Source organism: Mycobacterium sp. JS623, from assembly GCF_000328565.1.
Taxonomy (GTDB): domain Bacteria; phylum Actinomycetota; class Actinomycetes; order Mycobacteriales; family Mycobacteriaceae; genus Mycobacterium.
This window is the reverse complement of sequence record NC_019966.1, coordinates 777,999-802,768: the sequence shown is the minus strand read 5'-3', so window position 1 is coordinate 802,768 and position 24,770 is coordinate 777,999. Positions and strand designations below refer to the sequence as shown.

The following is a 24,770-nucleotide window of genomic DNA, read 5'->3' as shown; positions in this document are numbered from 1 at the left end:
AGAATTGATGCAGGATGGGTCAGAAATTTTCACTTTCGTGAAATGAGGACCGGGTAGGTAGGCTAGCACCGTGCTGATCGACTTCTCGCTCAGCGTTGGGCTGGTTCGAAACCATTTCTCGCTGAACTAGTTTCGGGCTTCACCAAGCGGCCGTTGCAGCCCTCGGGAACGACGAACACCGGCTTGTTGGTGTGCGCGATCACCGCAGACGCCACGCTGCCCTGCAGGTGACCCAGCACTCCGCTGCGCCGGTGCGGGCCGAGCACGAGCACACTCGCGTCGAGGTCATCGGCGGCCCGCACGATGCCCTTCCATATCGGCGCCGCTTCCACCACCATGCTCTGCGTCTCGAAACCGGCGCGCTCTGCCAGTGACGCCCCGTGCGCGGCCGTCCTCTCGGCGGCCTGCCGTACCTGCGTGGCCTTGTCGGCGTCGAAGTGCGTGGAGTCGGTCGGGGTGAAGCCGACGTCGGCGGTCTGCCAGACGCAGACGACGACCGCGCATCGGCCTGGCGCGAATTGATCCGCCGCGTGTTCGATGGCGCGTTGCGCGAGATCGGTTCCGTCGTAGGCGAATACCACTGGTCCGGTGGACGTCGGCTGAAGCGTCGGCGGCGGTGCAGCGCGACCAATGGGCGCGGCCGCCGACGGTAGACCCCTGATCCGCGCCAGCAGCGGCGGCGAATACCAGGCAGGCGAATCGCCGTCGAGGAACTCGTCGAGGTCCGGTGTCTGAGGCCGTGCACCACTCAGCAGATAGATCATCACGCCGAACACCGCTCCACCGATCGCCAACCCGAAACCGATCCACAGCGTGACGCGCGTGCCCGCATTCAGATCTCCCGGCAGCGCGTCGGCGATGTGAGCCAGGATCGGGGCCACCATGAATGCGGCCACCGCCCTTAGCAATTCGATGATCGCGAACACCCTCTGCAGGCTCGCCGACTGCAGCGAGAATCCCGCAACGAACAGCGCTGGCGCCACCGTCGCCCCCAACGCTAGGCCCGTCAATCCCGAACCCACCAGTGCCAGCGGCACATTCGCGGGAAGCGCGAACCAGAACACCACGATCCCCGCCGCCAGCAGCACCATGCCCACCAGCGGCAGGTAGTGCATCGCGCGGCGGGTGATCACGAACCCGAACACCACGGCCATCACGACGGCCCCGCCGAGTTCGGGCAGATACAGCAGCCCCACCTCGACCGGGCTGAAGCTCTGCAACAACACGTTGGCCGTCAGCGCTGTCGCCGCGATCGACGCCGCGGCGGCGAACAACGCCACTCCGACACCGGCGACAGGAATGGCGCTCGTCAACATCGTGCGGATCGTCAGCAGCGGCTGCGACGCCTTGAACTGGTAGACGATCAACACCACGATTAGCGCCAGACCACCGAGCATGGGCGCCGTCGCGGCGATGTCGTGAAGTCCGTGCGTGGTGAGCTGAGCGGCGCCGACGAACGCCGCCGTACATCCGACCGCCGCCAATGCGATGGCCGTCAAGTCCGTTGGCGCGTCGCGATCCGCGGGCGGCGCGTCCTCGAACGTCAATGCCGCCATGACCAACGCCAACATCGCGATCGCGGCGATGATCCAGAACAGCGGCCGCCAGGCGTGCGCTTCAGCCTGCGCACCCCCGATGAACGGACCGATCGCCACGGCCCCGAACACGCACATGTTCATGATCACCGCGGTGTTGCGCAGCTTGTCCCTCGGGAAGCCGATCGTCAGCGGCGGCGCAGCGGCGATCAGCAGCATGCTCGTCGCCAGCCCCTGCAGCACGTGCCCGCCGATGAACAGGCCGGCGCTCGGCGCGGAGGCGGTCAATACCGATCCGATGACAAGCACAACCGCATAGCCGAGCAGCATCCGTCGCTGCGGCAGGTGCTGGGCGAACTGGACCGCGAGCACCGTGCCCACTGCATACGCCGCGTTCCCCAACCCCGAGCTCAGGCTCATCGTCTGTGCCGTCATGTGCAGGTCCCTGCAGATGATCGGCACGAGCGGGTCGATCGCTGCCGACAGCGCCAGGTAAGGAATCAAAGCGAGGGTGACCATGGCGGCCACGGCCGGATATCGCCCAGCTAGAGGTCCCTGTCGCATCAGCGCTGCCCGAAGACGGCTGACGACAAGGACGCGGGGTTCGCTACTGGTCTGGGCACGTGCTCCGGAAACCCAGATGCGCGAGCTTCTATTCCCCGTCCAGCAGATTCACAGGAACGAACTACGGCGACACCGGGATCGTCGTCACCGGCGCCGAGCCGGAACCTCCACTGCCGCTTGACGATCCGCCGCCACTCGAGGGCGCCTGGATCACCGGGGCAGGCGCAGGTGCGACCGGCGCTACAGGTGCGGGCGCCACGGCCGGCGGCGTGTAGGCGGGCGCTGCCGGTGGGACGTACGCGGGCGCCTGCGACACCGGCGACTCGGGTTGCGGCGCAGCCGTCACCGGTGGCGCGGTCTTCTCAATGACCGGAGGCGGTGCCTCCGACGACGTCGTGGTTGTCGTCTGTGTGGTCGTGGTCGTGGTTGTCGGCGTCGTGGTGGTCGTTGTCGGTGTGGTCGTCGTCGTTGTCGGTGTGGTCGTCGTCGTTGTCGGCGTCGTGGTGGTCGTTGTCGGCGTCGTCGTGACCGTCGTCGGCGTCGTCGGGAACGTCGGCGGCGGGAACGGATTGAACGGCGGGAACGGGATCACCGGCGGAATCGGGACCACCGGCACCTCCGGCGCCGGACCCGGCTCGGGCGGTGGCGCCTGCGGAGCCGGGGCTGGGGCCTCCGGCGCGACACTGTTCGGCCCCCGGTTGATCCGCACGCTCGGCCCGGCCGGAGCTGCAGGCGGCGGCGACACCTCCGCGATCGGCAACGCCACCGGATCCGGCTCATGCGGCACCGGCGGCAGATACCGCCCGGGCACGGTATCCGACTGCACATTCGGCGCCGGCTGCGCTTCGACCGCAGCCGCCGGCCTGACGTTGATCGCCACCGTGACCGCCAACGTCGCGAAGCTCACCACCACGAACGCCAGCGCACTGCCCATCAGCACTGTCCTCGGCGGCGGCGGCGCGATCATCGCCGTGTACGCCTCTTCGTCCTCCAGCTCCGGAACGAACTCCTCGAGCTGTTCGAACGGCAGTTCGTATTCGCCCGGCTCCTCCTGCGAGTACGCCAACTGCGGCCCGACCGCCGCCGGATCCGCCGTCGGCGCCATCTGCGTCGCCTCCGCAGCTGCGGGCGCCATCATCGTCGCCTCCGCGGCTGCGGGCGCCATCATCGTCGCCTCCGCAGCTGCGGGCGCCATCATCGTCGCCGCGCCGGCCGGATACCCGGACTCCTCGGCCGTCTGCGCCGCACCCCGCGCAATCGCATAGCTCGCATCGGGGGGCACCTCTATCGGCGCCGTCGAACGCAGTTCTGCCGCAATCGAATCCAGATCCAGACGCTGCCCCACCAACATGATCCGGACAGCCTCCGGGTGCGCCTGCTGCAGCACGGCCGCGCACGCCACGGCCGCACCGGCGGCGCCGATCGGCAGCGACGCCAGCACCGACGTCGACTCCTCGTCCTCGCCGACCGTCGTCAGCGACACCGTGTCGTCGTCGGCCAACAGCAACGCAGCATCCGCGCCCATCCTGCGGGCCAGCGCCGCTGCCGCATCGGCCTCCGCCACCACCTCGACGTTCGGCACTCCCGCGCCCGACACCGTCTGCCGCAGGGTCTCGGCAGTCGATGGGTCGGGCAGGCAGAGTCGCGTCGCGGCCACCCGGTTGCCCGAGTCAGCCACTTCGCGGTAGGTGCCGACGATGGTCTCCGCCAGGTCGGTCATCGCGTCATCGGGCAGGTCAAGCGCGTACTGGTCGAATACCTGACCACCGGCGCCAACCATCGCCAGGCGCGCCACCCGTCCGGTGACCGCCACCCCGACGACTACATCCACCACTCCACCCTTTCACAGCGTTGCTTGTGCACGAGAGCAAAAATGAGCACGCTGAGTGACGACCCCTCTCGTCACTCAGAAGGGAAATCGCCACGTGAGCGACCCACGTTACGACGCGCAGGCCACCGTCGCGGTGGCCACCACTGCCGCGCCCGCCGTCGGCCGGTCGCCCCGCGTCGGCTACGTGCCCGCCCGCACCAACAACGTGCGCGACAGCGTCGCCGTCGGTCTGTTGGTGCTGGCCCTGCTGTTGCCGTGGAGCCTTGACTTCGGCCTCGGTGTCCCCGGCAGCAACGGCCTGCTTTTCGTCCTCGTCGGCGTCGTGACGCTGCTCGCGCTCGGCGCCGCGCTCGCGCCACACGTTGGGCCGTTTCGGCTTGACGGACAGCAGTCCGACGTCCGCCGCATAAGCCGAATCCGCTTGCTGCTCAGCATCCCCTACCCCGTCGTCGCCGCGTGCTTCGTCGGATACCACCTGGTGCAAACGGTTCGCGACGGCGGAACCGGGTTGACGCCACCGGGTATTGGGCCGGGCCTGATCGTGGGCCTCGGCGGCGCAACGCTCGCCGCGCAACCGCCGATCACCAGTATCACGCTCGAGGACAACGGTTTTCGGCGCTGGTACGGCCTCGCGCGCCTGCTGGGAGCTGTATCGATTGCGCTTGCGACCCTGTCGGTTGCATTTAACCTGTACTGGCGGCTGCGCTATCTGTTCGTCACTGACATCGGCTTGGGCGGTCGGGATGTCGCCGTCATCATCACCACGCTGCTTTACGGCGCCGAGGCGATGATCGCGTTGGTCATCGCCTCGCGGTGGCTGATCGAAAAGTCCGCCGCCGCACGGCTGGCCACGACCGCGCTAGGCGCTTCGGCCGCAGTCGCCGCCACGCTGGTGTGGCTTCTGCCCGTCGGCCGCGACATCGACGCCTTCCACGGCATCGCACAGAACACCTCAACCGCCGCCGTCGGCTACGAGGGTTATCTGTTCTGGGCCGCCGCCGCGGCGATCGTCGCACCGACAACGCTCTATGCCGTCTTCCTGATCAAACCGCCGACCTTGGGCGCCTACCGCTCGGCGGCTCAGAAATGTCTTACGCTCATTGCGTTTTGGGCATTCGCCGCAGCTGCACTGCGCGTCGTCGATTACCTGATCGCCCTATCGCTGGATCTGCCTCGCGCCCTGTTCGACAGCGTGGCGATGACGGCGTTCAACATGATCGCCGGTTTGATTGCGTGGTGGCTGCTACGCCAACTCGGTAAGAGCGAGGTTTCGGCTACGGTCGTCGCGGCCTTCAGCGGGGTGCTGTTCGTGTTCACGGTCGCGAACCTTGCCATCGGCCTCGCGCTCGCCCCGCGGTATGCCGCACCGCCGCCTGACGCGATCTATGGCAACAACCTGGCCCAGCAGATCACCAGCACATTTGACGTGCTGATCTGCGCGCTGAGCCTCGCCGTGCTGGTTGCGATGCTGTTCACCGGACCGCTGGCCGGCCTTCTGGGACGCCGCGGGGAGACCAAGGGCACTGCTGAGCCACCAGAGCCGCCCGCGCAGCCGTCCCCGCAGTCTGAGCCATCCGCGCCGCCGACGATCGCACGGCGCCCCCAATCGTCGCAGATGCCGAGAATCGCTCGGATCAAAGAGGATTCGACGACGGTGCTCGCGGCTCCTCCGACGGAGGAATTCTCTGCGCCCACCGCCACGCTCCGGATCAAGCGCCGCGACGAGGAGCACTAATCCCTGCCGCGACCGGTTTCCTTCTGCAATTGGTCGATTGCCTCTGAGGCCTCCGCTTTGGTCAAGTCGTCAGGCACCTGCTTCTTGGCCTCCTGCGCAAGCGTCTGCAGGTAGCTGTGCTGCGGACCGGTCATCGGCTCATCGCCGGTCACCCAGTCCGACGTGTCTTTTTCAGGATTTTGCAGCTGTTCCGCGTTACTCATGCGGGCAGAATGCCCATCGCACATGTGTTCGAAACACACGCCTGGTGTGCTACCCGGGCTCGCCGGTCCGACAAGCGACAAGTGCGTCCAGTTCCGATTGGAAACGGTCAGCCAGCGGCCAAAGATCGTCCACCAGCCTCCGGCACGAGATGATGCCTACGTTCAACTTGCCGCCCAGCGACATCACCGTGACGTTCAATCCGGAGCCATGAAAGATCGGGCCCAGCGGATACAGCCCTTTGATTTCCGCGCCCAACCCATACAATTTCTCTTGCGGCCCAGCCACATTCGAGATGACCAAATTGTGCACCGGCATGTGTCCCAGCGGCGTGCGAGCCACCAAGCCCAACATGAAGCTGAGCACTCCACGCGCAGCGACCTGGGTCTTGTCGAGCACTAACGACGGCGCGATCGCTCGACTGTGCTCCTTTGCCCTCGCATTCGCTTCCGCGATCGCGCATAGCCGGTCCGCGGGATCCTCGACGTCGGTGTGCAAATTGACGAACATCCCGGACACCTGATTGCGCCCCGGTCGATCACACGCGTCATGCACCGACATCGGCACCACCGCCACCAATGGCTTGTCCGGAAGCTCACCCCGATCCGCCAAGAACTCCCGCAGCGCACCGGCGCACAACGCCAGCACCACGTCGTTGATCTTCACGTTGAAGCGGCTCTTCACGTTCTTGATGTCGTCAAAGTCCAACTGCGCCAATGCGATATTGCGCTCGGCCGTAACGTCGGCATTGAACACCGTCGGCGGCGCAGTGAACGGCGCGGCCATCGCCTGGCCGCTGAGCGCCCGATTCACGGTATCGACCACCGTCGACACCGTTGCCGGCACGGCTCGTGCCATCTGCAGCGGACGCGCCATGAACCTCACCAATCCGCCCGCTGCGATCTCGAACAACGACGCGTCGCCCGGCCCCGGCACCGGGTCCGGCGGCGGTGCATCGGGTTCAAGGCTGCACAGCTGGTTGAGCAGATTCGTCGCCGTCACCCCGTCCACTGCGGCGTGGTGCACCTTGATCATCATCGCGAGCGGCCCGCCCTGATGCGCGTCCTCGCCGGCGACGCCTTCGATCACCCACATCTCCCACACTGGCTTGCTTCGATCCAACGGAATCGACGCGATGTGGCCGCACACTTCGGACAGCTCCCTGCGCCCTCCCGGCGACGGCAAGGCAATCCGGTGCACATGCCGCGACAGGTCAAAATCCTTGTCCTCTACCCACACCGGATGATCGAGATTCAACTGACTGTCGGCGATCTTGGACCGGAACTCCGGCAGCGCCTGGACCCTTGTCGCCAGATCGTCCATCAGTCGATCAAAGCTGTAGCCCCCAGGGATGGTCGACGTGTCCAACTCGATGATCGAGCACACGTGCAACGGCACGCTGGGCGATTCGATGTATAGGAAGCTGGCATCCAGCCCGCTCAGCCGTTCCATTGCCGACGCGTACCCGGGCTGACAGTCGCGTCAAACCCGCAGGCGGCCCTTTGCCACCAAGAATCAAAGTTTCGAAGTACCCAATGCGTGGTACATCGCCCGACATGCTGGTCAACCTGACGAAGATGTCGCCCGTCCTTCTCGCCGGTGCGGCGGCCGCCGCGATTTCCCTGGCTCCCGCAGCCTTTGCCTCGCCCATGAGCTTCCCCGCGGGCGGTCCCCCCGGCTGCTACGACCTCACAGGGACGGGGTGTGCAGCGCCGCCTCCGCCGGCACCGGTCGCTCCCGGCGGTGTGGCCGGTCCTGAGGGTGCAGCAGGCGCGGTTCCCGGTGGGCCGGGTGGTGTGGCCGGGCCCGAAGGCGCAGCGGGCGCTATCCCCGGCGGACCGAGCGGCGCCGCAGGACCCCAGGGCGCAGCAGGCACCATCCCCGGCGGACCCAGCGGCGTCGCAGGCCCCGGTGGGGCCAGTGGCTGCATCCCCGGAGTCGGCTGCGGAAGCGTTCCCGGGCAATAGCGGGCAGTAACCGAACAGACCCTCCACGCCGTCGAGCGTCCCGATTGGGGCGCTCGACGGTGTTTAACCTGCGGCTCGATCGTCGCAAGCGGGCTGGATGCCCATCGCACATGGTTCGGAACCTAGAAATCCGCAGGGTTCGGCCGCTCGACCGACCGTGGCGTCAGACCCAACCCACGCACGTGCTCCGCGATCTCCCCCAGGCTGGCCACCCACACATCGGCCTGCCCGCACACGTACTCGATCAACCCGTTCAGCGCCTGCGCCCGCGACGGCCGCCCCGACAGGAACGGGTGATTGGTCAGCACGAAACAGCCACCTTCGGCACGGATCGCGTCGAACTCCAACCGCCACATCTCGATCGCCTTGGTCGGGCTCTCGATCAGCCCCGAGCCGCTGAACTCCGGGATGTAGCAGTACTGCTCCCAGTCGTCGAGTGCCCACTGGATCGGGATCTCCACCAGCGACCCGTCGCCGTCGACCGCCAGCTCATACGGGTGGTCGGTGTCCATCAGGCTGCTGTCGTACAGAAAGCCTCTGTCTCGCAGCAGCTTTGGTGAATGCCAGTTCAATTCCCACATCGGGGCCCGATAACCCGTGGGCCGCGTGCCTAGCGACTCCAAGGCTTCCAGGCCACGATCGAGAATCGCGGCCTCCTGCTCCTCGGTGAGGCCACGCATCGGCTCGTGCAGATAGCCGTGGTGCGCGACCTCATGGCCAGCATCGATGATCGAGCGGATCACGTCCGGATAGCGCACCGCCGTGTAGCCCGGCACGAAGAACGTCGACGTAATGCCCCGCTTGGCAAGGACATTGAGCAGCCTCGGTACCCCCGTCAGCGGACCGTAAGCCTGATGGCTGATCGCCGACATCCGGTCGGCGTGTGAGGGATCCACCCCCAGCATCGCCGACTCAGCGTCGACGTCGAAGGAGAAAGACGCCGCGCACCGCGCACCGTTGGGCCACGGAACGGCCGGGACCGTCATCCTCGACACCGCGCCTTGGCCAGCAGCGACACGAATTCGTATGCCAAGCACGCGGCCGCGATGCCGGTGAGCTCGGCGTGGTCATACGCGGGTGCCGTTTCGACGATGTCCGCACCGACCACGTTGAGGCCGTCGAATCCCCGCACCAGCTCAAGCAATTCCCGGCTCGTCAGCCCACCGATCTCCGGTGTACCCGTCCCCGGCGCATGCGCAGGGTCGAGCACGTCAATGTCTATCGACACGTACAGCGGATGCTCGCCGACGGTCTCCCGCAGCTGCGCAACCACGTCGTCGACGCTGCGCCTTTGGAATTCCCTGCAGTGCACCACCGTGAATCCGAGGTCTGCATCCGATGTCAGATCGTCGGGAGAATAGTGCGATCCTCGGATCCCGACGTGTGCGCTATGCCCCGATACGAAGAGGCCCTCTTCGGCGGCGCGCCGAAACGGCGTGCCGTGCGTCAAGGGTGCGTCGAAGTACGTGTCCCACGTGTCCAGGTGCGCGTCGAAGTGCACCAACGCCACCGGTCCGTAGCGTTCGCGATGCACGCGCAGCAACGGGTAGGCGATCGTGTGGTCTCCGCCGATCGTGATCAGCCGCGCCCCGTTGGCCGTCAGCGCCGTAGCATGCTCTTCGATCTGGCGCGCTGCGGCCGCGATGTCGTATGGGGTACAAGGGATATCGCCGGCATCGACCACTTGCTGATTGGCGAACGGCGACACCTGCATCTGTGGATTGTATGGCCGCAACACTCGCGAACACTGCCGCACATGGCCAGGCCCGAAGCGCGCGCCCGGTCGGTAGCTCACGCCCGCATCGAACGGAATTCCCACGACTGCAACATCGTAGGAAGGGACGTCGTCGATGCGGGGCAGCCGCGCAAACGTCGTGAAGCCCGCATAGCGCGGCACCACCGTGCCGTCGACAGGCTGAACAGGTTCGGTCATGTCCGGCACCGTGTGGTTCCTCCATTGAGCTGGATCGTCTGCCCTACCAAGGCGCCCATGTCCGAGCGCGCCAGCAACGACACCGCTGCCGCGATATCTGACGGTGAACCTATGCGCCCCAACGGAATTCCGCGTTCGTACTGCTCGTGCATCTGCTCAAGGCTGATGCCCGCGTGGTCGGCGTCGACCTGCAACTGTGGAGTGTCGATGACGCCAGGAGCGATCGCGTTGACCATGATGCCCTCGGGCGCCAGCTCCCGGCCCAAGCACTTCGTCAACGCGATCAAGCCCGCCTTGGACGCCGAATATGCAGTGGCATTCGGCCATCCGATGACGCCCCACTCGGAGGCGATGATCACGATGTTGCCGCCACCCCGCGTGCGCATACCGGTAAGCACCGCCTGCACCAGATACACCGTCCCCGCCAGGTTCGTGTCGATGATCTTCCACCAGTCGTCATCGGCGTGGTCGACAAAGGGCGCCATCGTCATGTACGCCGCGTTGCACACCAGAATGTCCACGGGCCCACGCGTGCACTCGATTTCGGCGACCATCGCGCCGACGGCCTCCGGGTCCGATACGTCGCCTTCCGCCGGGAATCCGCCCGTCGCGGCGACGACCGAATCCATGCGCGCGTCGCACATGGGGCCGTTCACGCCGACCATCGCACCCTCGCCTGCCAACCGCTCGGCGATGGCCGCGCCGATGCCTTGTGTCGCGCCGGTGACCAGAGCGATGCGACCCGAATGCATCTCAGATCACCGCCCCGCTGTTCGGGGAGATCACTTCACCTGTGCAGAACTCGGCGTCGACAAGATACCTGACCACCTCGGCAACTTCCACAGGTGTCGCCAGCCGTCCGGCAGGTAGCGTCGCCAGATACTCCGGTGCGCGCCACGGAGAGTCGGCGGCCAGCAGCGGGGTGTCGGTGGGGCCGGGCGCCACCGCATTGACCCGAACCCCGTAGCCGGCGACTTCCGCAGCCAGGCTGCGTACCAGCCCGATGATCGCGCCCTTGGCGGCCCCGTAATGCGCGTCGGCGTCGCCACCACCGATAGCCAATTCCGAGGTGACCGCGACGATCGCTCCCGTTCGCCGCGAGATCATCTGCGGCAGAACCACGTTCGTCACGTTGCGCAGACCGCCGAGGTGGACGCGAAGCATGCGGTGCAGCTGTTCACGGGTGATGTCGGCGATCGGAAGCGACTCGTAGTGGCCCGCGGCGCTCACCACCACGTCGATGGGAGCCCTCACGTGACGCAGCGCGTCGGCGACGGCGCCCGCATCCGAGACGTCGACGTTGAACGGTGACGACGCATTGATATCAAGCCCCACAACGTCATAGCCCGCGAGCGCGGCCACGACCGCCGCACCGATCCCCGACGACGCACCCGTGACGACGGCGACGGGACTCACTTCGGCGCCGGGGCGGCGCCGAGGCGTTCGGCGATCGGCGCCTGAATGCCGCGGCGCACCGACAGGTAGATCGCCACGCCGATGACTGCCAGCACCGCCGTCGTCAGCACGCTCGCCCAGTTGATGTACCAGGGCTGGTCCGGCTGGGTGCGCGGCCACGCCACGTTCACGGTCTCGAAGATGATCCACAGCGATGCCAGGTAGGTGACCGGCGCTCCCCATCGGCCCAGGGTGAACGGTCCGGGCTTCCACTTGCCGGTCAGCCGCGCGAGGGCAGCGCCTATGACGGGCACACCGAACGCGATGTAGAAGCCGATGATGTTGAAGTTCACCAGGATGTTGTAGAACTGCGTGCCGGCGAGCAAGACGAAGACAATCGCGATGACGGCGGTGAGCCCGATAGCGTTGACCGGCAAGCGTTCTGGTCCCGCCAGCCCGCCGAGCACCTTGGATCCGGGCAGGCTGTGATCGCGCGCCGCACCCCAGATGCACCGTGACACCGCAGCCTGCACCGCCAGAAAGCTCGACACGAATCCGATGACGAACATCGCCAGTAGCGGTTTCGTCACCCCCTGGCCCAGATGCGCGGCGAGAGTGTCGGCGACCACGTCGCCGGACTGTGCGGCGACGACACCGGGCAGGTTCGGGATCGAAAGGATGAGGGCCGCAGCGGAGAACATCACCACCAAGCCGACGAGCAGCAGGGCCAGGATGATCGCTTTGGGCACGTTGCGCTCCGGCTCGTCGACCTCTTCGGCGACGGATCCGGCGGCCTCGAATCCGAGGAACGACCAACCGACGTAGGCGATGGCGAGCAGCATCGGACCCGACGCCCACGACGCGGCGTCAGGTATGCCGGCGCTGGAAAACAGTACGGAGAACGGGTTTTCGCGGTAGAAGAGCAACAACACCAGGCCCAGGCCGAGCGAACCGACGACCTCGCAGGTGATGCTGATGGCGACCATCACCTTCAGCACCTGCCGGCCGACCATGTTTACCGCCGTTCCGACGAGAATGATGCCGATCGCAATGGACGCGATCTGCCAGCGATTCGCTTCCGCAACGCCGAAGATGTTGAGCAGGAAGCCGCCTGCGGCATAGGACAGCGTGCCCAGCGCGATCGTCAGTCCCCACATGTAGGCCCACGCGGCCACCCAGCCCCAGGTGGTGCCCTGCACGTGCCGCGACCACTGGTAGACGCTGCCGGCGTACGGCCACCGCGACGCGAGCTCGCCGAATACAGCGGCGACAAGCAGCTGGCCGATCAACACGATGGGGAAGGCCCAGAAGAACTTTGGGCCCGCGGCGAACAACCCGAGCGTGAAGATCGCGTAGACCGCCGCGATCGGCGACACGTCGGCGAATGCCAGCGACAGCGCCGAGCGGAAGCTGAAGCCGCGCTGCAATCGTTCGGGAGCCCCCGCTGTGACAGCGGTCGTGTCAATGGATTCGGCCATGTCGGCAACTGTGGGCCGCACCAAACCGGAACGGAATACGTCGGGAATCTAAAGATGGGCCAACAGTTCATACGATCGTCTAGGCTGAAGCGTGTCTCAGCCCGTCCCTCGGCTCTGCCCAATGGCTCTGAGCTGGCACTTCACCCAGGCGCAAGCCGCATGTCGGCGCGGTAACCGCCCGTATCGAGTCGGTGACTGATGGCCTACCGCGTTCGTGATCTGCTCGATACGCCCCATCTCCGGCTGACGCTGAGGGGCGGCAGCGACGGCTTGGACAAGCCGGTGACGTGGGCGCAGACGTCCGACCTCGAGGAGCCGTGGCTGTATCTGGCCGGCGGCGAACTGCTGATGAAGAACGGGCAGACGCTGACGGAGTCTGCCCGCGGCCAGACGGCGTTGATCCGCGGTGTGGCCGAGAACGGGATGTGCGGCATGGTGATCGGATTGGATGCCGCGACGCCCGCACTGACCCCGGCGGCGGTCGCGCTGGCCGACAGTCTGGGCTTTCCCATCATGACCGTGCCGTATTCGGTTGGCTTCGCATCGATCGGCCGGGCCGTCGCCGATGCGGCGGGCAGCGGACGCGTCGCGGTCACCGAGCGGGTCTACAACGTGATCCGGCAATCGGTGTCCAATCCGGCGCCGGCCAACGTGCTGTCGCAACTGGAGCGTGACATGTCGTGCCGCATCGCGGTGCTGGATGCGTCCACGGGCGCTGTGGCGTTGGAGGCGTCCGACCCACCACCGGAGGATCTGCGCGCGGCGATCACCGACGAGATCGCCGGTCGGCGCGGAGCGATCCCCGGGGTGCTGCACGTGTCGAATGAATCGCACCGGGCCCTCGTCGTGGAGGTTCCCGACGAAGAGCCGACGGCCTTGGTGACCTATGCGTTTCGCGGTCCGACGACGGACATGGTCCACCTGCAGCATTTGGCGTCGGCGGTCGCGGTGCTGCTGGCCCAGCAGAATGCGCGTCGCGAACACGAACGGCGAATCGGCGCCGAGGTGATGGGCCAGCTGTGCGACGGCCGCATGAGCCACCGCGACGGCGACCGGGAGCTCGCCGAGCGCGGCCTCGACGTGGCGAGCTGTTGTGTCGTTGCGGCCGAGGGCGTTTCGGCTGCCAGTGAGCGCCGGCTGCATCTCGGCCTCGGCAGGCGTTGCATCCCGCATCTGCTGCTGCGCCGCGCCGCGCTGTTGTACGCGCTGATGCCTGTCACCGACCACACGCTTGACGTGCTGACTCAACGACTCGGCGGTGAGGCGATTCTCGGCGTCAGTGACCCGCTGACGCTGCCGTCGCGTGCGCCGGCCGCAGTGCGCGAGGCGACGTGGGCGGTGCGCGTGGCCGTCACGACGTCGAGCCAAGTCGCGCGGTTCGCCGACACGACGATCTTCCCCGTGCTGCGCGACCCGGAGGAGGCACGTGTCGTTGTCGACCGGGTACTGGGTCGCCTGCTGGCATACGACGTCGCGCATTCCAGCGACATGGTTCAGACGCTCGACACCTACCTGCGACGTGAGCGGTCGCTGGTGCAGACGGCGAAAGAGCTTGGCATCCATCGCCAAACCGTGGTCTATCGGATGCAGCGGATCGAGGAGATCACCGGGCGGCGGATCGGTGATACCGCCGCCATCGCCGAGTTCTGGCTGGCGCTGCGTGCCAGAGATTTGTTGGCTAGTTGAGCCGCGGTCCCAGGGCCTATCCTTCGCCGCCGAGTTCGGCCTGGTCCCGGTCATTCTCAGTGGTGTCCTGGGCGACCGGCGCCTCATCGAGCCACGTCCGCACGTCGACGCCGAGGCGGTCGGCGGCCAGTTTGGCGAAGTCGAGGGCCAGTACCGCCATTGCTGCCAAGACGTTCAAAGCCCTTCCGCTGCTGTGGATCTCGGACATCACTGCGCTCAGCGCATGATTGTCTTCGGCAGATAGCGCCATCAGATACCGGCGAGCGTCAGAAAATTCGCGGTCGACGTGGGCCGCTTTCCTGCGGAAGTCGTCCGGTGACGGCAGATCCTCGGACGTATCGGTCATGGTTTTGAAACTACCGCGCGGAACTAGATCGGGCGGGGTTCCGGTTGATCTGCCCGGCCATCAGGTCACGCGCTCTCGGGCAACCGCCTGCGCTCCGGCTGCCCGACGACGATGCCGACGAGCAGGCCGAGGAACGGCACCACGGCCAGCGTCGTGCTGCGCGCGACACTGCCGCCAGTGACGAGCGTGAAATTGGCTTCCTACGACGGTGTGACCCCGCGACGTACCTCCATCACCAGCATGGCCACATGTAGCGACGCTGTGGACTCCGCATCGTCGAGGTCGACGCCTAGTTTCGCCTCGATGGCCGCCAGCCGTTTGTAGAGCGCCGGCCTGCTGATGCGCAGCTGACCCGCCAGTGCGACCTTGTTCCCGCCCAACCGGAGGTACTCCCGCAGTATCGCGAAGTCCGTTGGCCTACTTGCACTCTCGGCTGTCAACAGAGCTTTGAGTTCGGTTTCGGCGAACGCCTGGATCCGCGGGTCGTCCTGCAGCAGTGAGATGAGCCCGCGTAGCCGCACATCCGACGTGCGGTAGAACGGCCGCGGCTCACCGCCCATCGCCAACGCGGCCTCGGCAACGTGCGCCGCGTCGGCGATCCCGATGATGGCCTCGGCGACAAGCCCCGACGATTCACCTAATGCAAGGACCGACCGCGGACCTCCATCTATTCGCGCTACCTCCCGCGCCACCGCTGAGCCCAGCGCGCTCCACGCCCTTTCCGCCCGGCTTGCGTTCAACGCCACCACGGCGGCGATCTCACCGTCGCGGCGGATCGTGAAGAGTCCGGTGTGCCCTGAGGCGTTCACGGTGTGGGCCACCGCGTCCAGGAGTCTGACGTTGCGGCGCTGTCCGGCCACCGGGTCGGATGCAGTCGATGCATCATCGGTGCGCACCACCACGGGGTGGTATCGGGACGTCTTTCGGAGGCCCAAAGCGTATGCCCGGGCGGTGATCTCACGCTCGTCGGTGACGCGGTTGCGCATGACGTCGTCGATCAGCCCGCTCTGGGCCTGCTGGTGTAGCCCGGACCGGTCACGCTCGATCATCCGGTTCAGCGCGAGTGCCGCCGCGGCGCGCTCGAGCACCATCTTGGCGCGCGACGCGTCGGCCGGAAGCCGCGGGACGACCAACCTTCCCCATTCTTCGCCGCGGGGGCCGACCGGTGTCATCGCCCAGCCGTCTCGCGCCCGCCGGGAGCGGTGTTCCCAGGCGTCGAGCAGTGTAGCGGTGATTTCAGGACCCGGTGCTACCGCAAGTGCTTGGTGCGCAAGGTCTTCCAGCACGACCGGCTCGTCGAGCATACGGGCGGCGGCGGTGACGATTCCTGGCGCCGAAACCCGTTTCATGCTCAGGTCGGTGAACGTCGCGTGCACGCGACGGTCGAACGCGACCGCGTCGAACTGCTCGGAGACGATCCGTCGATGCACTGCCTCGGTCACTTCGACGAACTTGATCTCGTGGTGCAGCACGATCAACGCAACATTTGAACTTTCCGCTGCTGTCGGCGCCGTCTTCGGCAGAGATGCGCCTTCGGGCAGTTCCGCGATGACCCCGAGCGCACCGGCCTCGGCAATGGCGCGCAAGTATCGGGCCGGGGATCGGCGCAGTGCGGTGCCGGTTGTCAGTACCAGCTCGCCGCCCTGCAACAGGGTCGACAAATCCGCGACGTCGCTGACGTGCACCCAGCGGATCTGTTCGTCCCATCGGCGGGCGCTCAGCACCTCGGGCCGGCCGGCCTGGATGACCGGCAGGTTAACGACGTCCGCCACGGTCATAGGCATTTACACACTGTAAATCAGCACACGTTTTCGTTGACAACCTGGCACGACCGTCAGGCGACGTCCGATGGCAGGCTGGAGCTGTGCAGAATGGCATCACCCACTGGTTGAACAACGACGCTTTTGCTGGCAGCGGCGGATCGCTGCCGGTGACGAATCCGGCGACCGGTGCGGTGACCGGTCAGGTGGCGTTGGCCACCGTCGAGGATATGCACACCGTGATCGATGCGGCCGCCGAGGCATCCCCCCGCGGCAAAGCCATCACCAGCCGCTGGCTCGACCCCAGCCACGGCGGCATCGAACTGAGCTTCCGCCAAAACAAATAGATTGGGTTGCACAATGACGCAAACCATTGACCAAGTAACAACGGATCTCGCCGCGAAGGCCAACCGCCATCTGTGGGGTCACTTCGCGAAGCATGGCGAAGGGATCACGCCGCCGATCATCACCCGCGGCGAAGGCGTGACGATCTGGGACGACAAGGGCAAGAGCTACATCGACGGCCTCGCAGGGCTTTTCGTTGTTCAGGTCGGCCACGGTCGCAAGGAACTCGCTGAGGCCGCGGCCAAACAGGCCGAGACACTGGCGTTCTTCCCGCTGTGGTCCTACGCCACACCGAGTGCGATCGAACTGTCGGAACGAGTCGCCGGGTTTGCGCCAGGTGATCTGAACCGGGTGTTCTTCACCACCGGCGGCGGCGAGGCCGTCGAGTCGGCATGGAAACTGGCCAAGAACTACTTCAAGCTCACCGGCAAACCCGGTAAGCACAAGGTGATTTCGCGCAAGACCGCCTACCACGGCACGCCGCAGGGTGCGCTGGCGATCACCGGGCTTCCGATCTTCAAGCAGCAGTTCGAACCGCTGACCCCCGGGGGCTTCCGCGTACCCAACACCAACTTCTACCGGGCACCCGAGCCATATGCCCACGACATCAAGGCATTCGGGCAGTACTGCGCCGACCGCATCGCCGAAGCCATCGAATTCGAGGGCCCGGACACCGTCGCGGCCGTCTTCCTCGAACCGGTGCAGAATGCCGGTGGGTCCATCCCGCCGCCACCCGGATACTTCGAGCGCGTCCGCGAGATCTGCGACGAGTACGACGTGCTGCTGGTCTCCGATGAAGTCATTTGTGCCTACGGCCGGATCGGCTCGATGTTCGCCTGCGACGACTTCGGCTACGTACCGGACATCATTACCAGCGCAAAGGGTTTGACGTCGGGCTACTCGCCGCTGGGCGCGATGGTTGCCAGCGACCGGCTCTTCGAACCGTTCAACGACGGCAAGACCACATTCGCCCACGGCTACACGTTCGGCGGCCATCCCGTGTCGTCAGCCGTGGCCCTGGCCAACCTCGACATCTTCGAGCGCGAGGGCATCAACGACCACGTCAAGGAAACCGCGCCCGCGTTCCGCACGACGCTCGAGAAGCTGCTTAGCCTGCCGATCGTCGGCGACGTCCGCGGCGAAGGTTTCTTCTACGCCATCGAACTCGTCAAGGACAAAGCCACCAAGGAAACCTTCACCAACGACGAGTGCGGTCGTCTGCTCCCCCAGCTCACCACCGCACTGCTCGAGGCTGGCTTGTATTGCCGCGCGGACAACCGCGGCGATCCCGTCGTCCAGGTGGCCCCGCCACTGATCAGCGGGCAGAACGAGTTCGACGCAATCTACGAAGCCCTGGACGGCGTGCTGAGCGAAGCGGGTCGCCGGCTCTAACCCGCTGCGGCGCTAAGACCCCTAATTTGGTCTAGCTGCAACAATTTCCGTTGTGCACCGTAACCGTCAGCTTGCAAATCGCCGGACGCGCCGCCGAAATGTCGGGTGGTAACAGGTACTGGGCCCCTGTTGTTCGCGCGCGCCGATCGCGAGCAGATTGCCGACCATCGAAGTGTCGTTGGGCGCCGCCGCAGTCATCATCGCTTCGTGAGCAAGATCGGAGTCGGTGTACGGGGGCACCACCAGCAAGACGATCCTGGTGCCGGTGAGGCCGAGCACTTCGACGGTGTTAGTCGGCTGCCGACGGTAGCCGTCGAGCCGTACCAGTCGTCCGCCAGTCTCTAGTTTCGGGGGGGATTTCGCCCACTCATCGAGGTTGTACAGCACGCGGTCAATGCGTCCGAGCCGAACCGACAGCACCGCCAGCAGGTCTGGCAGCTCCGCGGCGAGGTCGTCACTGCGCGGCCACCATGCCCCGTCGACATGCCCACTCTGGGACGCCTTGGGCTTCAAGCGCAATCGTGGCGTGTGTTCCGGTGGTGCGGAGCGTTGCCCGGCGTCGGTGCGAACTTGTCTCAGCGTCATTGCGACGCTCCTGTCTTGACCGAGAACCGGCCAGATCTACCAATCGACGACGACACAACCTTGAACGGTCATATAACGAAGTACCGCCGATGTATCTCCAGTCTACTCGGGTTGTCCAGCTCTGACCCGCGCCCGTCTAGATCGTTGGGAGACAGGCGATTTCATTGACCGACCCAGCGCGGCCGCAAGACCCGAGAGCAGGAGATCGAGACCGCGGTCGAGCTCCGCGGCGCCGTCGAAGTTAGCCAGATCCGACGCCAGCGCGCGGACCAAGGGGAACTCGGTCAGAGGGAGCCGGTGCAGGCCCAGGCGCAACACATCGTCTGTCTCCTCGGGCCGCTCGACGACTTCCTGGATCTCGGTGAGTATGTGGCCGTGGAGGTATCCGAAGAGCACCCGGTAGATGTGCAGGGCATCTGGCCCGCTGAAGCCGGCGGCGGTGAGCAGCGTGAGCACATCCTCGAGCGGCCGCAGCATCCCCCGCGGTCGTCGGCCCAGGGGCGTGGATAGCGGTCGAGTCACCAACAGCGGCACCACCTTTGGGTGTACGAGGGCCAACTGGCGGAAGTGGTGGGCCACCGCACGAAGCTGGCCCATCCAATCCGGATCTGCGGTGTTCACCCGTAGTTGGCCAAGCACGATCTCGGCGACACCGTCTAGCAGTGCCGCCTTGTTCGGTATGTGGCGGTAGATCACCGTGGGATCGCGGCGCACCTCGTCACTCAGGCGCCGCATTGACAGGCCATCGACACCGTCACGGTCGACGATCAGCAATGCGGATTGCAGAATCCCAGACCTGCTCACCTGATTGTCGTCGCCTCCGGTGTTATCGGCACTGCGCGCAGAGCGCTGTTTCGTCATAGCGGGCAGCATTCCCTTCGGTTTTTCCAACACTTGCCAGTTCCTGGGCCCACGATGTGGGTCCACGCTGTTGACAAACAGGTTAATGGAGCGTCTACTTGGGGTCTACTAGCAGATGAGAGATCTTGAATGCTTGTCACCCAACTCGATTGGCGCGTACCGATGGTGGGCGTCCTGAGCGAGGCGGGGGAGACGCACCCGCCGACCGACTCAGCGTGTTCGGCCGTCAGCCCGCAGGGGCAGGCCGCACGTCGTTCCTCTTTAGGATCGCGGTCGGCGCGGTGACGTCGCTCGGGCTCCGGCTACTGCGAACCGACCTGTGGCCCGCCGCGAGTCGCGCCGCCGACGCTCGCCGGGCAGTCGCCCGCCATCTCCGAAAAATTGCGTTCGTCGATAACGATCACGACACCAAGCTCGAACATCAAACCCGAGCCGACACGGCCACTGGCCACCCGTCGCACCGGATCAGGAACGCCCTGCCGAAGCAATAGTCACCCGGAGCACCAGGCCTCATCTCGTTGCATCAACCCTAGGGATCGGCATGCCCACGAACACAACCGTTTTGGTACTCGTCGCCGCATTGGCGGTATTCGCCCTCGCCGGCGTAGTCGTCTGGGTCACGTACAAGACACGCGCGCCACAGCGCCACCCCACCGACACGACAATCCGCGACAAAGCCGACCAGAACGCGCGACGAGTTCGTCGACAACACGCGCTCGCCGACGAGTACGCCGCGAGAATTCAGGCGGCCGAGATCGAAATCGAGGTCAGAACGCTGCGCGCCTGCGGGCGCGACACCAATCGAATGTCGATCGCAGCCAGGCGGGCACCACCGGCGCTCCACTGACGGCGTCTGGTCGTCAGCGGCGACCTACGCGTGCGCGACTACGCAACGCCGATCGCAGGCCAATTGTCGATCCACCCGGTCGACTAGCCGGTTCGGCACCGGTGGTGAACTTGCGTTCCGACGCGGTTTCGGGCGCGTCGTCAGATGTGGCCCGCAGGAACTTGTCGGGCAGCGCGAGTTTGTGGATCGTTCGCAGCGTCAACAGATACTGGTGCACAAGCGAACCACTGGTGTAAGGCAGGTCGTACTTGTCGCATAGCGCCCGCACCCGAGCCGCGATCTCGGCGTAGCGGTTACTCGGCAGGTCGGGGTACAAGTGGTGCTCGATCTGGTAACACAAATTGCCGCTCGAGAACGCCAGCAGCGGGCCAGCCTTGAAGTTCGCGGCACCGAGCATCTGCCGCAGGTACCACTCGGCCCGGCTTTCCCGTTCGAGTACGTCGGAAGTGAATTTCTCTGCGCCATCCGGGAAATGTCCACAGAAGATCACCACATACGCCCAGAGGTTCCGCAGAAGGTTGGCTGACACGTTTGCGGCCAAGGTTCTGCGCCAGCGAGAAAGGCTCAGCGCCGGGATGAGTACGTAGTCCTTGACCGCTTGGCGGGTGATCTTTCCGATCAGCGTAGCCCTTGCCTTGGCCACCTGTTCGACATCTGCCGCCGCCCGATCGCGCTCCGAATGGACACCGTGAAGCGCTATGCCCCACTCGAAAACTATTGCCAACAACAGATTTCGAAGCGGCTGCAACAGGTAAGAGGCTCGCCATGGTTCATCGCGGGTTACCCGCATGACGCCGAAGCCGAGATCGTCGTCGACGCCCACCACATTGCTGAACACGTGGTGGCGGTAGTTGTGCGAATACCTCCATTGCGACGAGACCGCGACCATGTCCCACTCCCACGTGCTCGAGTGGATCTCCGGATCGTTCATCCAATCCCACTGGCCGTGGCCGACATTGTGGCCGATCTCCATGTTCTCGACACTTTTTGCGAACGCCAGCGACGCGGTCCCCAGCACCCAGCCGGCGCGCGACTTGGTGCAGCCGATGAGCAGGCGGGCCGCGACGTCGAGCGTCCTTTGGAACCTGATGGTTCGTCGGATATAGGCCGCGTCCCTTTCGCCGAGCGACTCTTCGATGTCGCGGCGGATGGCATCAAGTTCGTACCCGAGGGCCGTAACATCCGCCTCGCTCAGATGCGCGTACGCGGCGATGTCCGCAATTGCCAAGAGTGGTCCGTCCGATGATGGTGAGGGTGGGCTCGTGCGAGAACCCGCGGGTTGCGGACCACCGGCCGAGATCGAGAGACGACGGCAGCGCGTCGGCGTACCACCAGTGTACGTGCTGCCAACGCCGCAAACCATCGTTGTGCGCCAACATCAAATGCCAACCGGGTAACGTCAGGGTTATCGGGACCAACCAGGCCCCATGATCAAGGGGTCAGCGATGTCTGATAAATCTCCCCGACATGCCGAGACCAAGAAGTCCGGAAAATCCCTGAAAGAGAAGAGAGCCGCCAAGCACGCCAAGCTGCTGGCCCGCACCTCGACAACTGAGGCATTGCTTCATGGCAAGAAGCGCTGAGGCGCAATCGCTTTCGTTGGCGGTACTGGCTCGTTCGCGCAAGCCGGACGAGCGTAGATTGCCGATTCACCCGGCGCATTTCGTCAGGATCGAGCAGCGGGTCCGGCAGCAGATCTTTCTCGAGCATGGCTACGGCGCGGAGTTCGGCGCTACGGATGACGCGCTGGCCGGACTGGTCGGGGGCATCAGGACTCGGGAACAACTCATCGCCGACTGCGATGTCATTTTGTTGCCCAAGGTCCAGGCCGGGGATCTGGCAGAACTCAATGTGGGACAAGTCGTCTGGGGCTGGCCGCACTGCGTGCAAGACACCGCCCTGACGCAGATCGCGATCGACCGACGGCTGACGCTGATTGCGTTCGAGGCGATGAATCACTGGCAGGCCGACGGCGGATTCGGACTGCACGTCTTTCACAAGAACAACGAGCTCGCCGGTTACTGCTCCGTGCTGCACGCCATGCAACTAGCAGGGATCACCGGCAGCTACGGCCGGCGTCTGCGAGCTTCGGTCATCGGGTTCGGGGCCACGGCCCGCGGCGCAGTCACCGCGTTGAACGCCCACGGCGTGGACGATGTGCGCGTGCTGACCAACCGCGAGGTGGCCGCCGTCGGTTCGCCGATTCACTCCACCCAGATTGTCCAGATGGGGCAAGACGACGAGACGCCCGGCCGGACGTGGGCGGATACCCCGGACGACGGCGTGGTGCCGGTGGCCCGATTTCTTGCCGACAACGACATCATCGTCAATTGCGTACTGCAGGATCCCGCGGCTCCCCTGATCTTTGTGACCGAGAATGAGTTGGACGCTTTCGCTCCAGGGAGTCTGATCGTCGACGTCTCCTGCGACGTGGGCATGGGCTTCAGCTGGGCGCACCCGACCTCGTTCACCCGCCCGGTCATCGAGGTGGCCAATGGCGTGCATTACTACGCCGTCGACCACAGCCCGTCATACCTGTGGAACTCGGCCACGTGGGAGATCAGCGAGGCGTTGTTGCCTCACCTCGAAACGATCCTTGCGGGTCCGGCGATGTGGAACTCCACCTCGACGATTTCCCGGGCCATCGAGATCAGCGACGGTGTCGTTCTCAATCCCAGCATTTTGAAGTTTCAGCACCGCGGCGATGCCTACCCGCACGCTCTCGTCGCTCAGGGAACCAAGCACGCGCAATAACGTCGTGGCAACGACTCACGCCCTCTACTGTGCGCCGCCCTCGGAATCCCAAGTGGACTGTGCTGTAACTATTTCCCGCCGCCGGCCCCTCCGGCGCAAGCTCGAGCGCGCTTGGGCGAACGCCGTGGCACGCCGAATCGTCGCACGCCTGAGCCGGCGATTGTTCATCGGTTCGCGCGCCGACTTCTGGTGCTCGAGTTGACGAATCAGCTCGCGCTTGGCCCCATTGAGGGCACGTGTGATGTCGGGGCTCTCGGCAACAGCTATCAGCTGTGGAAGGCCCGGCAGCGTGGTACGCAGTGTGACGCGTTGCTCCTTGCCTCCGCGGTCCTGCAGGGTGACTTCGACGTCCACATTGCGCGAATCCCACCTTCCCAGATGGGGCGCGAGCGTAGACAACGCCTCCACCACGTGCGGACGTTCCTTTGCCGCGAACCCAGCACCGACGTGGATCACGTTCTCGCGAAAGGTGATTCGCTCTCTGTCGTCAGACCTGCTCATCATGCCTCATTCCGAGCGCCCTGATAGGGACGCATAGATTGGCTAGTACGCGTTATCGGACGCGCCTTCCGTCAACTCATCTACGACCCCGACCTGACAGCGGTTCGCTTCTTTTCGGCGTCACTGTCGGAGAAAACGGGAGCCTGAACCGGTGCCGAATCGTGCTCAGCCTTGGTCGCAGCCTCGGACACATAGGGATGCGAAAACAGATCATTGGATTTCATCTGGTTGGTCCTCAAATTGGTGGTGTCCAAAGGTTTCTCAACAGCGTTGATCATCCCCATAAGCGTTTCGTGGACCTCTTCTGGTCGCCTTCGACGTCGGTCCAATCTCCGGACGCATAACTGTAGGGATGCTTAGCACCGGTGCGGATGACGTCGAGCGTGCCGTTAGGACGCTTGACGTATGCGTCACCGAACCGCATGTATCGGTCGGTTCCGCCGTCGGGCAGTGTCACTTTGACTGTCACGGTCGAAACCGCCGTATCCGCCGACGAAATGTCGGGCGGTGATAGTCGTCAGAACCTTCGCCTCCGTTAAGCGCACCAATGGCGAGCAAGTCGCCCACGGTGGTCACGTCGTTCGGCGCTGCCGCGGTCATCATCGCCTCGTGCGCGATATCGGGATCCGTGTGCGGAGGCACCACCAGCAACAGGATCTTCTCGCGGGCAAGCCCCAGCACCTGCAGGGTATTGGCTGGTTGCAACCGGTAGCCGTCCAATCGGACCGCTCTGCCCCCGGTCGTCAGTCGCTTGGGCATCCGCGCCCATTCGGCCAGGTTGTACAGAACCCGATCGATAACCCCCAGTCGTACCGACAGCACCGCCAGCAGATCCGGCAGTTCAGCGGTGAGGTCATCAGTTCGTGGCCACCACGCCCCGTCGACATGCCCGGATACCGGCGCCTTGGGCTTCAATCGCAGCCGCGGGGTGTGCTCTGGTCCGTTGGGTCGCGCGCCGGGATCGGTGCCATTGTCGTGTCGCGTCATGACGACGCTCCCGTCTTGACCGCGAATCGGTCAATTCACTCGAATCGGCGACGGCGCAATCTCAAAC

At 65.4% G+C, this 24,770-nt stretch carries 25 protein-coding genes and 1 pseudogene; 8 read left to right on the top strand and 18 right to left on the bottom strand.

Features of this window, described 5'->3' with window-relative positions; all coding sequences use genetic code 11:
* Positions 1-89: 89 nt before the first annotated feature.
* Complete coding sequence (locus MYCSM_RS03805) at positions 90-2,099, bottom strand: universal stress protein (RefSeq protein ID WP_041311272.1); 2,010 nt, start codon at positions 2,097-2,099, stop codon at positions 90-92.
* 121 nt (positions 2,100-2,220) lie between these two features.
* Entirely contained in the window at positions 2,221-3,930 is a 1,710-nt protein-coding gene (locus MYCSM_RS03800; protein ID WP_041313126.1) for a hypothetical protein, read from the bottom strand.
* A gap of 94 nt (positions 3,931-4,024) precedes the next feature.
* Here MYCSM_RS03800 and MYCSM_RS03795 point away from each other — a divergent pair, with 94 nt between their 5' ends.
* Positions 4,025-5,665 (top strand): DUF7937 domain-containing protein, encoded by a 1,641-nt coding sequence (locus MYCSM_RS03795; RefSeq protein ID WP_041311268.1) that lies wholly within the window; start codon positions 4,025-4,027, stop codon positions 5,663-5,665.
* Here MYCSM_RS03795 and MYCSM_RS03790 read toward each other — a convergent pair.
* Together MYCSM_RS03790 and MYCSM_RS03785 are read right to left on the bottom strand one after the other, a co-directional pair.
* Positions 5,662-5,868 carry a DUF3072 domain-containing protein gene (locus MYCSM_RS03790; protein WP_015304816.1) on the bottom strand — a complete coding sequence of 69 codons (207 nt, stop codon included), beginning with the start codon at positions 5,866-5,868 and terminating at the stop codon, positions 5,662-5,664. The genes MYCSM_RS03795 and MYCSM_RS03790 overlap by 4 nt on opposite strands.
* Positions 5,869-5,917: 49 nt before the next feature.
* A complete protein-coding gene (locus MYCSM_RS03785) occupies positions 5,918-7,318 on the bottom strand; it encodes a WS/DGAT/MGAT family O-acyltransferase (protein WP_015304815.1) in 1,401 nt (466 codons plus the stop codon).
* A gap of 104 nt (positions 7,319-7,422) precedes the next feature.
* Between MYCSM_RS03785 and MYCSM_RS35705 the strand changes: the two genes are divergently transcribed.
* Positions 7,423-7,833, top strand: coding sequence for a hypothetical protein (locus MYCSM_RS35705; RefSeq protein ID WP_015304814.1), 411 nt, complete (start codon positions 7,423-7,425; stop codon positions 7,831-7,833).
* A 122-nt stretch (positions 7,834-7,955) separates the two neighbouring features.
* On the opposite strand, the gene MYCSM_RS03775 is transcribed toward MYCSM_RS35705, so the two are convergent.
* From MYCSM_RS03775 to MYCSM_RS03755, 5 genes are read right to left on the bottom strand one after another with little or no spacing between them, the layout of a single operon-like run.
* On the bottom strand, positions 7,956-8,819 hold the full coding sequence (locus tag MYCSM_RS03775; protein ID WP_015304813.1) for a polysaccharide deacetylase family protein: 864 nt from the start codon (positions 8,817-8,819) through the stop codon (positions 7,956-7,958).
* Entirely contained in the window at positions 8,816-9,766 is a 951-nt protein-coding gene (gene speB, locus MYCSM_RS03770) for an agmatinase (protein ID WP_041311267.1), read from the bottom strand. The genes MYCSM_RS03775 and speB overlap by 4 nt, the downstream gene beginning before the upstream one ends.
* Complete coding sequence (locus tag MYCSM_RS03765; protein ID WP_015304811.1) at positions 9,763-10,518, bottom strand: SDR family NAD(P)-dependent oxidoreductase; 756 nt, start codon at positions 10,516-10,518, stop codon at positions 9,763-9,765. Before MYCSM_RS03765 ends, speB begins: the two co-directional genes overlap by 4 nt.
* A gap of 1 nt (position 10,519) precedes the next feature.
* The gene (locus MYCSM_RS03760) at positions 10,520-11,182 is read right to left on the bottom strand and encodes an SDR family NAD(P)-dependent oxidoreductase (RefSeq protein WP_015304810.1); all 663 of its coding nucleotides are present in this window, start codon (positions 11,180-11,182) and stop codon (positions 10,520-10,522) included.
* Positions 11,179-12,639: an APC family permease gene (locus MYCSM_RS03755; RefSeq protein WP_015304809.1), complete on the bottom strand. Its 1,461-nt coding sequence runs from the start codon at positions 12,637-12,639 to the stop codon at positions 11,179-11,181. Before MYCSM_RS03755 ends, MYCSM_RS03760 begins: the two co-directional genes overlap by 4 nt.
* A 198-nt stretch (positions 12,640-12,837) precedes the next feature.
* Between MYCSM_RS03755 and MYCSM_RS03750 the strand changes: the two genes are divergently transcribed.
* A complete protein-coding gene (locus tag MYCSM_RS03750; RefSeq protein ID WP_015304808.1) occupies positions 12,838-14,325 on the top strand; it encodes a PucR family transcriptional regulator in 1,488 nt (495 codons plus the stop codon).
* A gap of 16 nt (positions 14,326-14,341) precedes the next feature.
* On the opposite strand, the gene MYCSM_RS03745 is transcribed toward MYCSM_RS03750, so the two are convergent.
* Both MYCSM_RS03745 and MYCSM_RS03740 read right to left on the bottom strand, forming a co-directional pair.
* Positions 14,342-14,671: a hypothetical protein gene (locus MYCSM_RS03745; RefSeq protein ID WP_015304807.1), complete on the bottom strand. Its 330-nt coding sequence runs from the start codon at positions 14,669-14,671 to the stop codon at positions 14,342-14,344.
* A gap of 200 nt (positions 14,672-14,871) precedes the next feature.
* Positions 14,872-16,455, bottom strand: coding sequence for a PucR family transcriptional regulator (locus tag MYCSM_RS03740; RefSeq protein WP_041311266.1), 1,584 nt, complete (start codon positions 16,453-16,455; stop codon positions 14,872-14,874).
* 80 nt (positions 16,456-16,535) lie between these two features.
* Here MYCSM_RS03740 and MYCSM_RS36850 point away from each other — a divergent pair.
* Positions 16,536-16,700, top strand: a pseudogene (locus MYCSM_RS36850) (methylmalonate-semialdehyde dehydrogenase (CoA acylating)); the annotation flags it as partial.
* Positions 16,701-16,791: 91 nt separating this feature from the next.
* A complete protein-coding gene (locus MYCSM_RS03730) occupies positions 16,792-18,168 on the top strand; it encodes an aspartate aminotransferase family protein (protein ID WP_015304804.1) in 1,377 nt (458 codons plus the stop codon).
* Between the two features lie 66 nt (positions 18,169-18,234).
* Here MYCSM_RS03730 and MYCSM_RS03725 read toward each other — a convergent pair whose 3' ends face one another.
* From MYCSM_RS03725 to MYCSM_RS36985, 3 genes are all read right to left on the bottom strand, one after another.
* Entirely contained in the window at positions 18,235-18,753 is a 519-nt protein-coding gene (locus tag MYCSM_RS03725) for a DUF5994 family protein (RefSeq protein ID WP_015304803.1), read from the bottom strand.
* Positions 18,754-18,855: 102 nt separating this feature from the next.
* Complete coding sequence (locus tag MYCSM_RS03720; protein ID WP_041311264.1) at positions 18,856-19,614, bottom strand: TetR/AcrR family transcriptional regulator; 759 nt, start codon at positions 19,612-19,614, stop codon at positions 18,856-18,858.
* A gap of 302 nt (positions 19,615-19,916) precedes the next feature.
* Complete coding sequence (locus tag MYCSM_RS36985; protein ID WP_157681269.1) at positions 19,917-20,066, bottom strand: hypothetical protein; 150 nt, start codon at positions 20,064-20,066, stop codon at positions 19,917-19,919.
* 89 nt (positions 20,067-20,155) lie between these two features.
* On the opposite strand from MYCSM_RS36985, the gene MYCSM_RS03715 reads away from it, so the two are divergent.
* Entirely contained in the window at positions 20,156-20,461 is a 306-nt protein-coding gene (locus tag MYCSM_RS03715) for a hypothetical protein (protein WP_015304801.1), read from the top strand.
* A 13-nt stretch (positions 20,462-20,474) separates the two neighbouring features.
* Here MYCSM_RS03715 and MYCSM_RS03710 read toward each other — a convergent pair whose 3' ends face one another.
* Positions 20,475-21,689, bottom strand: coding sequence for a fatty acid desaturase family protein (locus MYCSM_RS03710; protein WP_015304800.1), 1,215 nt, complete (start codon positions 21,687-21,689; stop codon positions 20,475-20,477).
* Positions 21,690-21,906: 217 nt separating this feature from the next.
* Here MYCSM_RS03710 and MYCSM_RS37710 point away from each other — a divergent pair, with 217 nt between their 5' ends.
* Positions 21,907-22,044: a hypothetical protein gene (locus MYCSM_RS37710; protein ID WP_198344991.1), complete on the top strand. Its 138-nt coding sequence runs from the start codon at positions 21,907-21,909 to the stop codon at positions 22,042-22,044.
* Positions 22,028-23,215, top strand: a complete 1,188-nt coding sequence (locus tag MYCSM_RS03705; protein ID WP_015304798.1) for a N(5)-(carboxyethyl)ornithine synthase — start codon at positions 22,028-22,030, stop codon at positions 23,213-23,215. The genes MYCSM_RS37710 and MYCSM_RS03705 overlap by 17 nt, the downstream gene beginning before the upstream one ends.
* Positions 23,216-23,239: 24 nt before the next feature.
* On the opposite strand, the gene MYCSM_RS38015 is transcribed toward MYCSM_RS03705, so the two are convergent.
* The 3 genes from MYCSM_RS38015 to MYCSM_RS03685 all read right to left on the bottom strand — a co-directional run bounded on the left by MYCSM_RS38015 (position 23,240) and on the right by MYCSM_RS03685 (position 24,703).
* A complete protein-coding gene (locus MYCSM_RS38015; RefSeq protein ID WP_232425717.1) occupies positions 23,240-23,716 on the bottom strand; it encodes a hypothetical protein in 477 nt (158 codons plus the stop codon).
* A 274-nt stretch (positions 23,717-23,990) separates the two neighbouring features.
* Positions 23,991-24,185: a hypothetical protein gene (locus MYCSM_RS03690; RefSeq protein ID WP_015304795.1), complete on the bottom strand. Its 195-nt coding sequence runs from the start codon at positions 24,183-24,185 to the stop codon at positions 23,991-23,993.
* The gene (locus MYCSM_RS03685) at positions 24,182-24,703 is read right to left on the bottom strand and encodes a DUF5994 family protein (protein WP_015304794.1); all 522 of its coding nucleotides are present in this window, start codon (positions 24,701-24,703) and stop codon (positions 24,182-24,184) included. The genes MYCSM_RS03690 and MYCSM_RS03685 overlap by 4 nt, the downstream gene beginning before the upstream one ends.
* Positions 24,704-24,770: the final 67 nt, after the last annotated feature.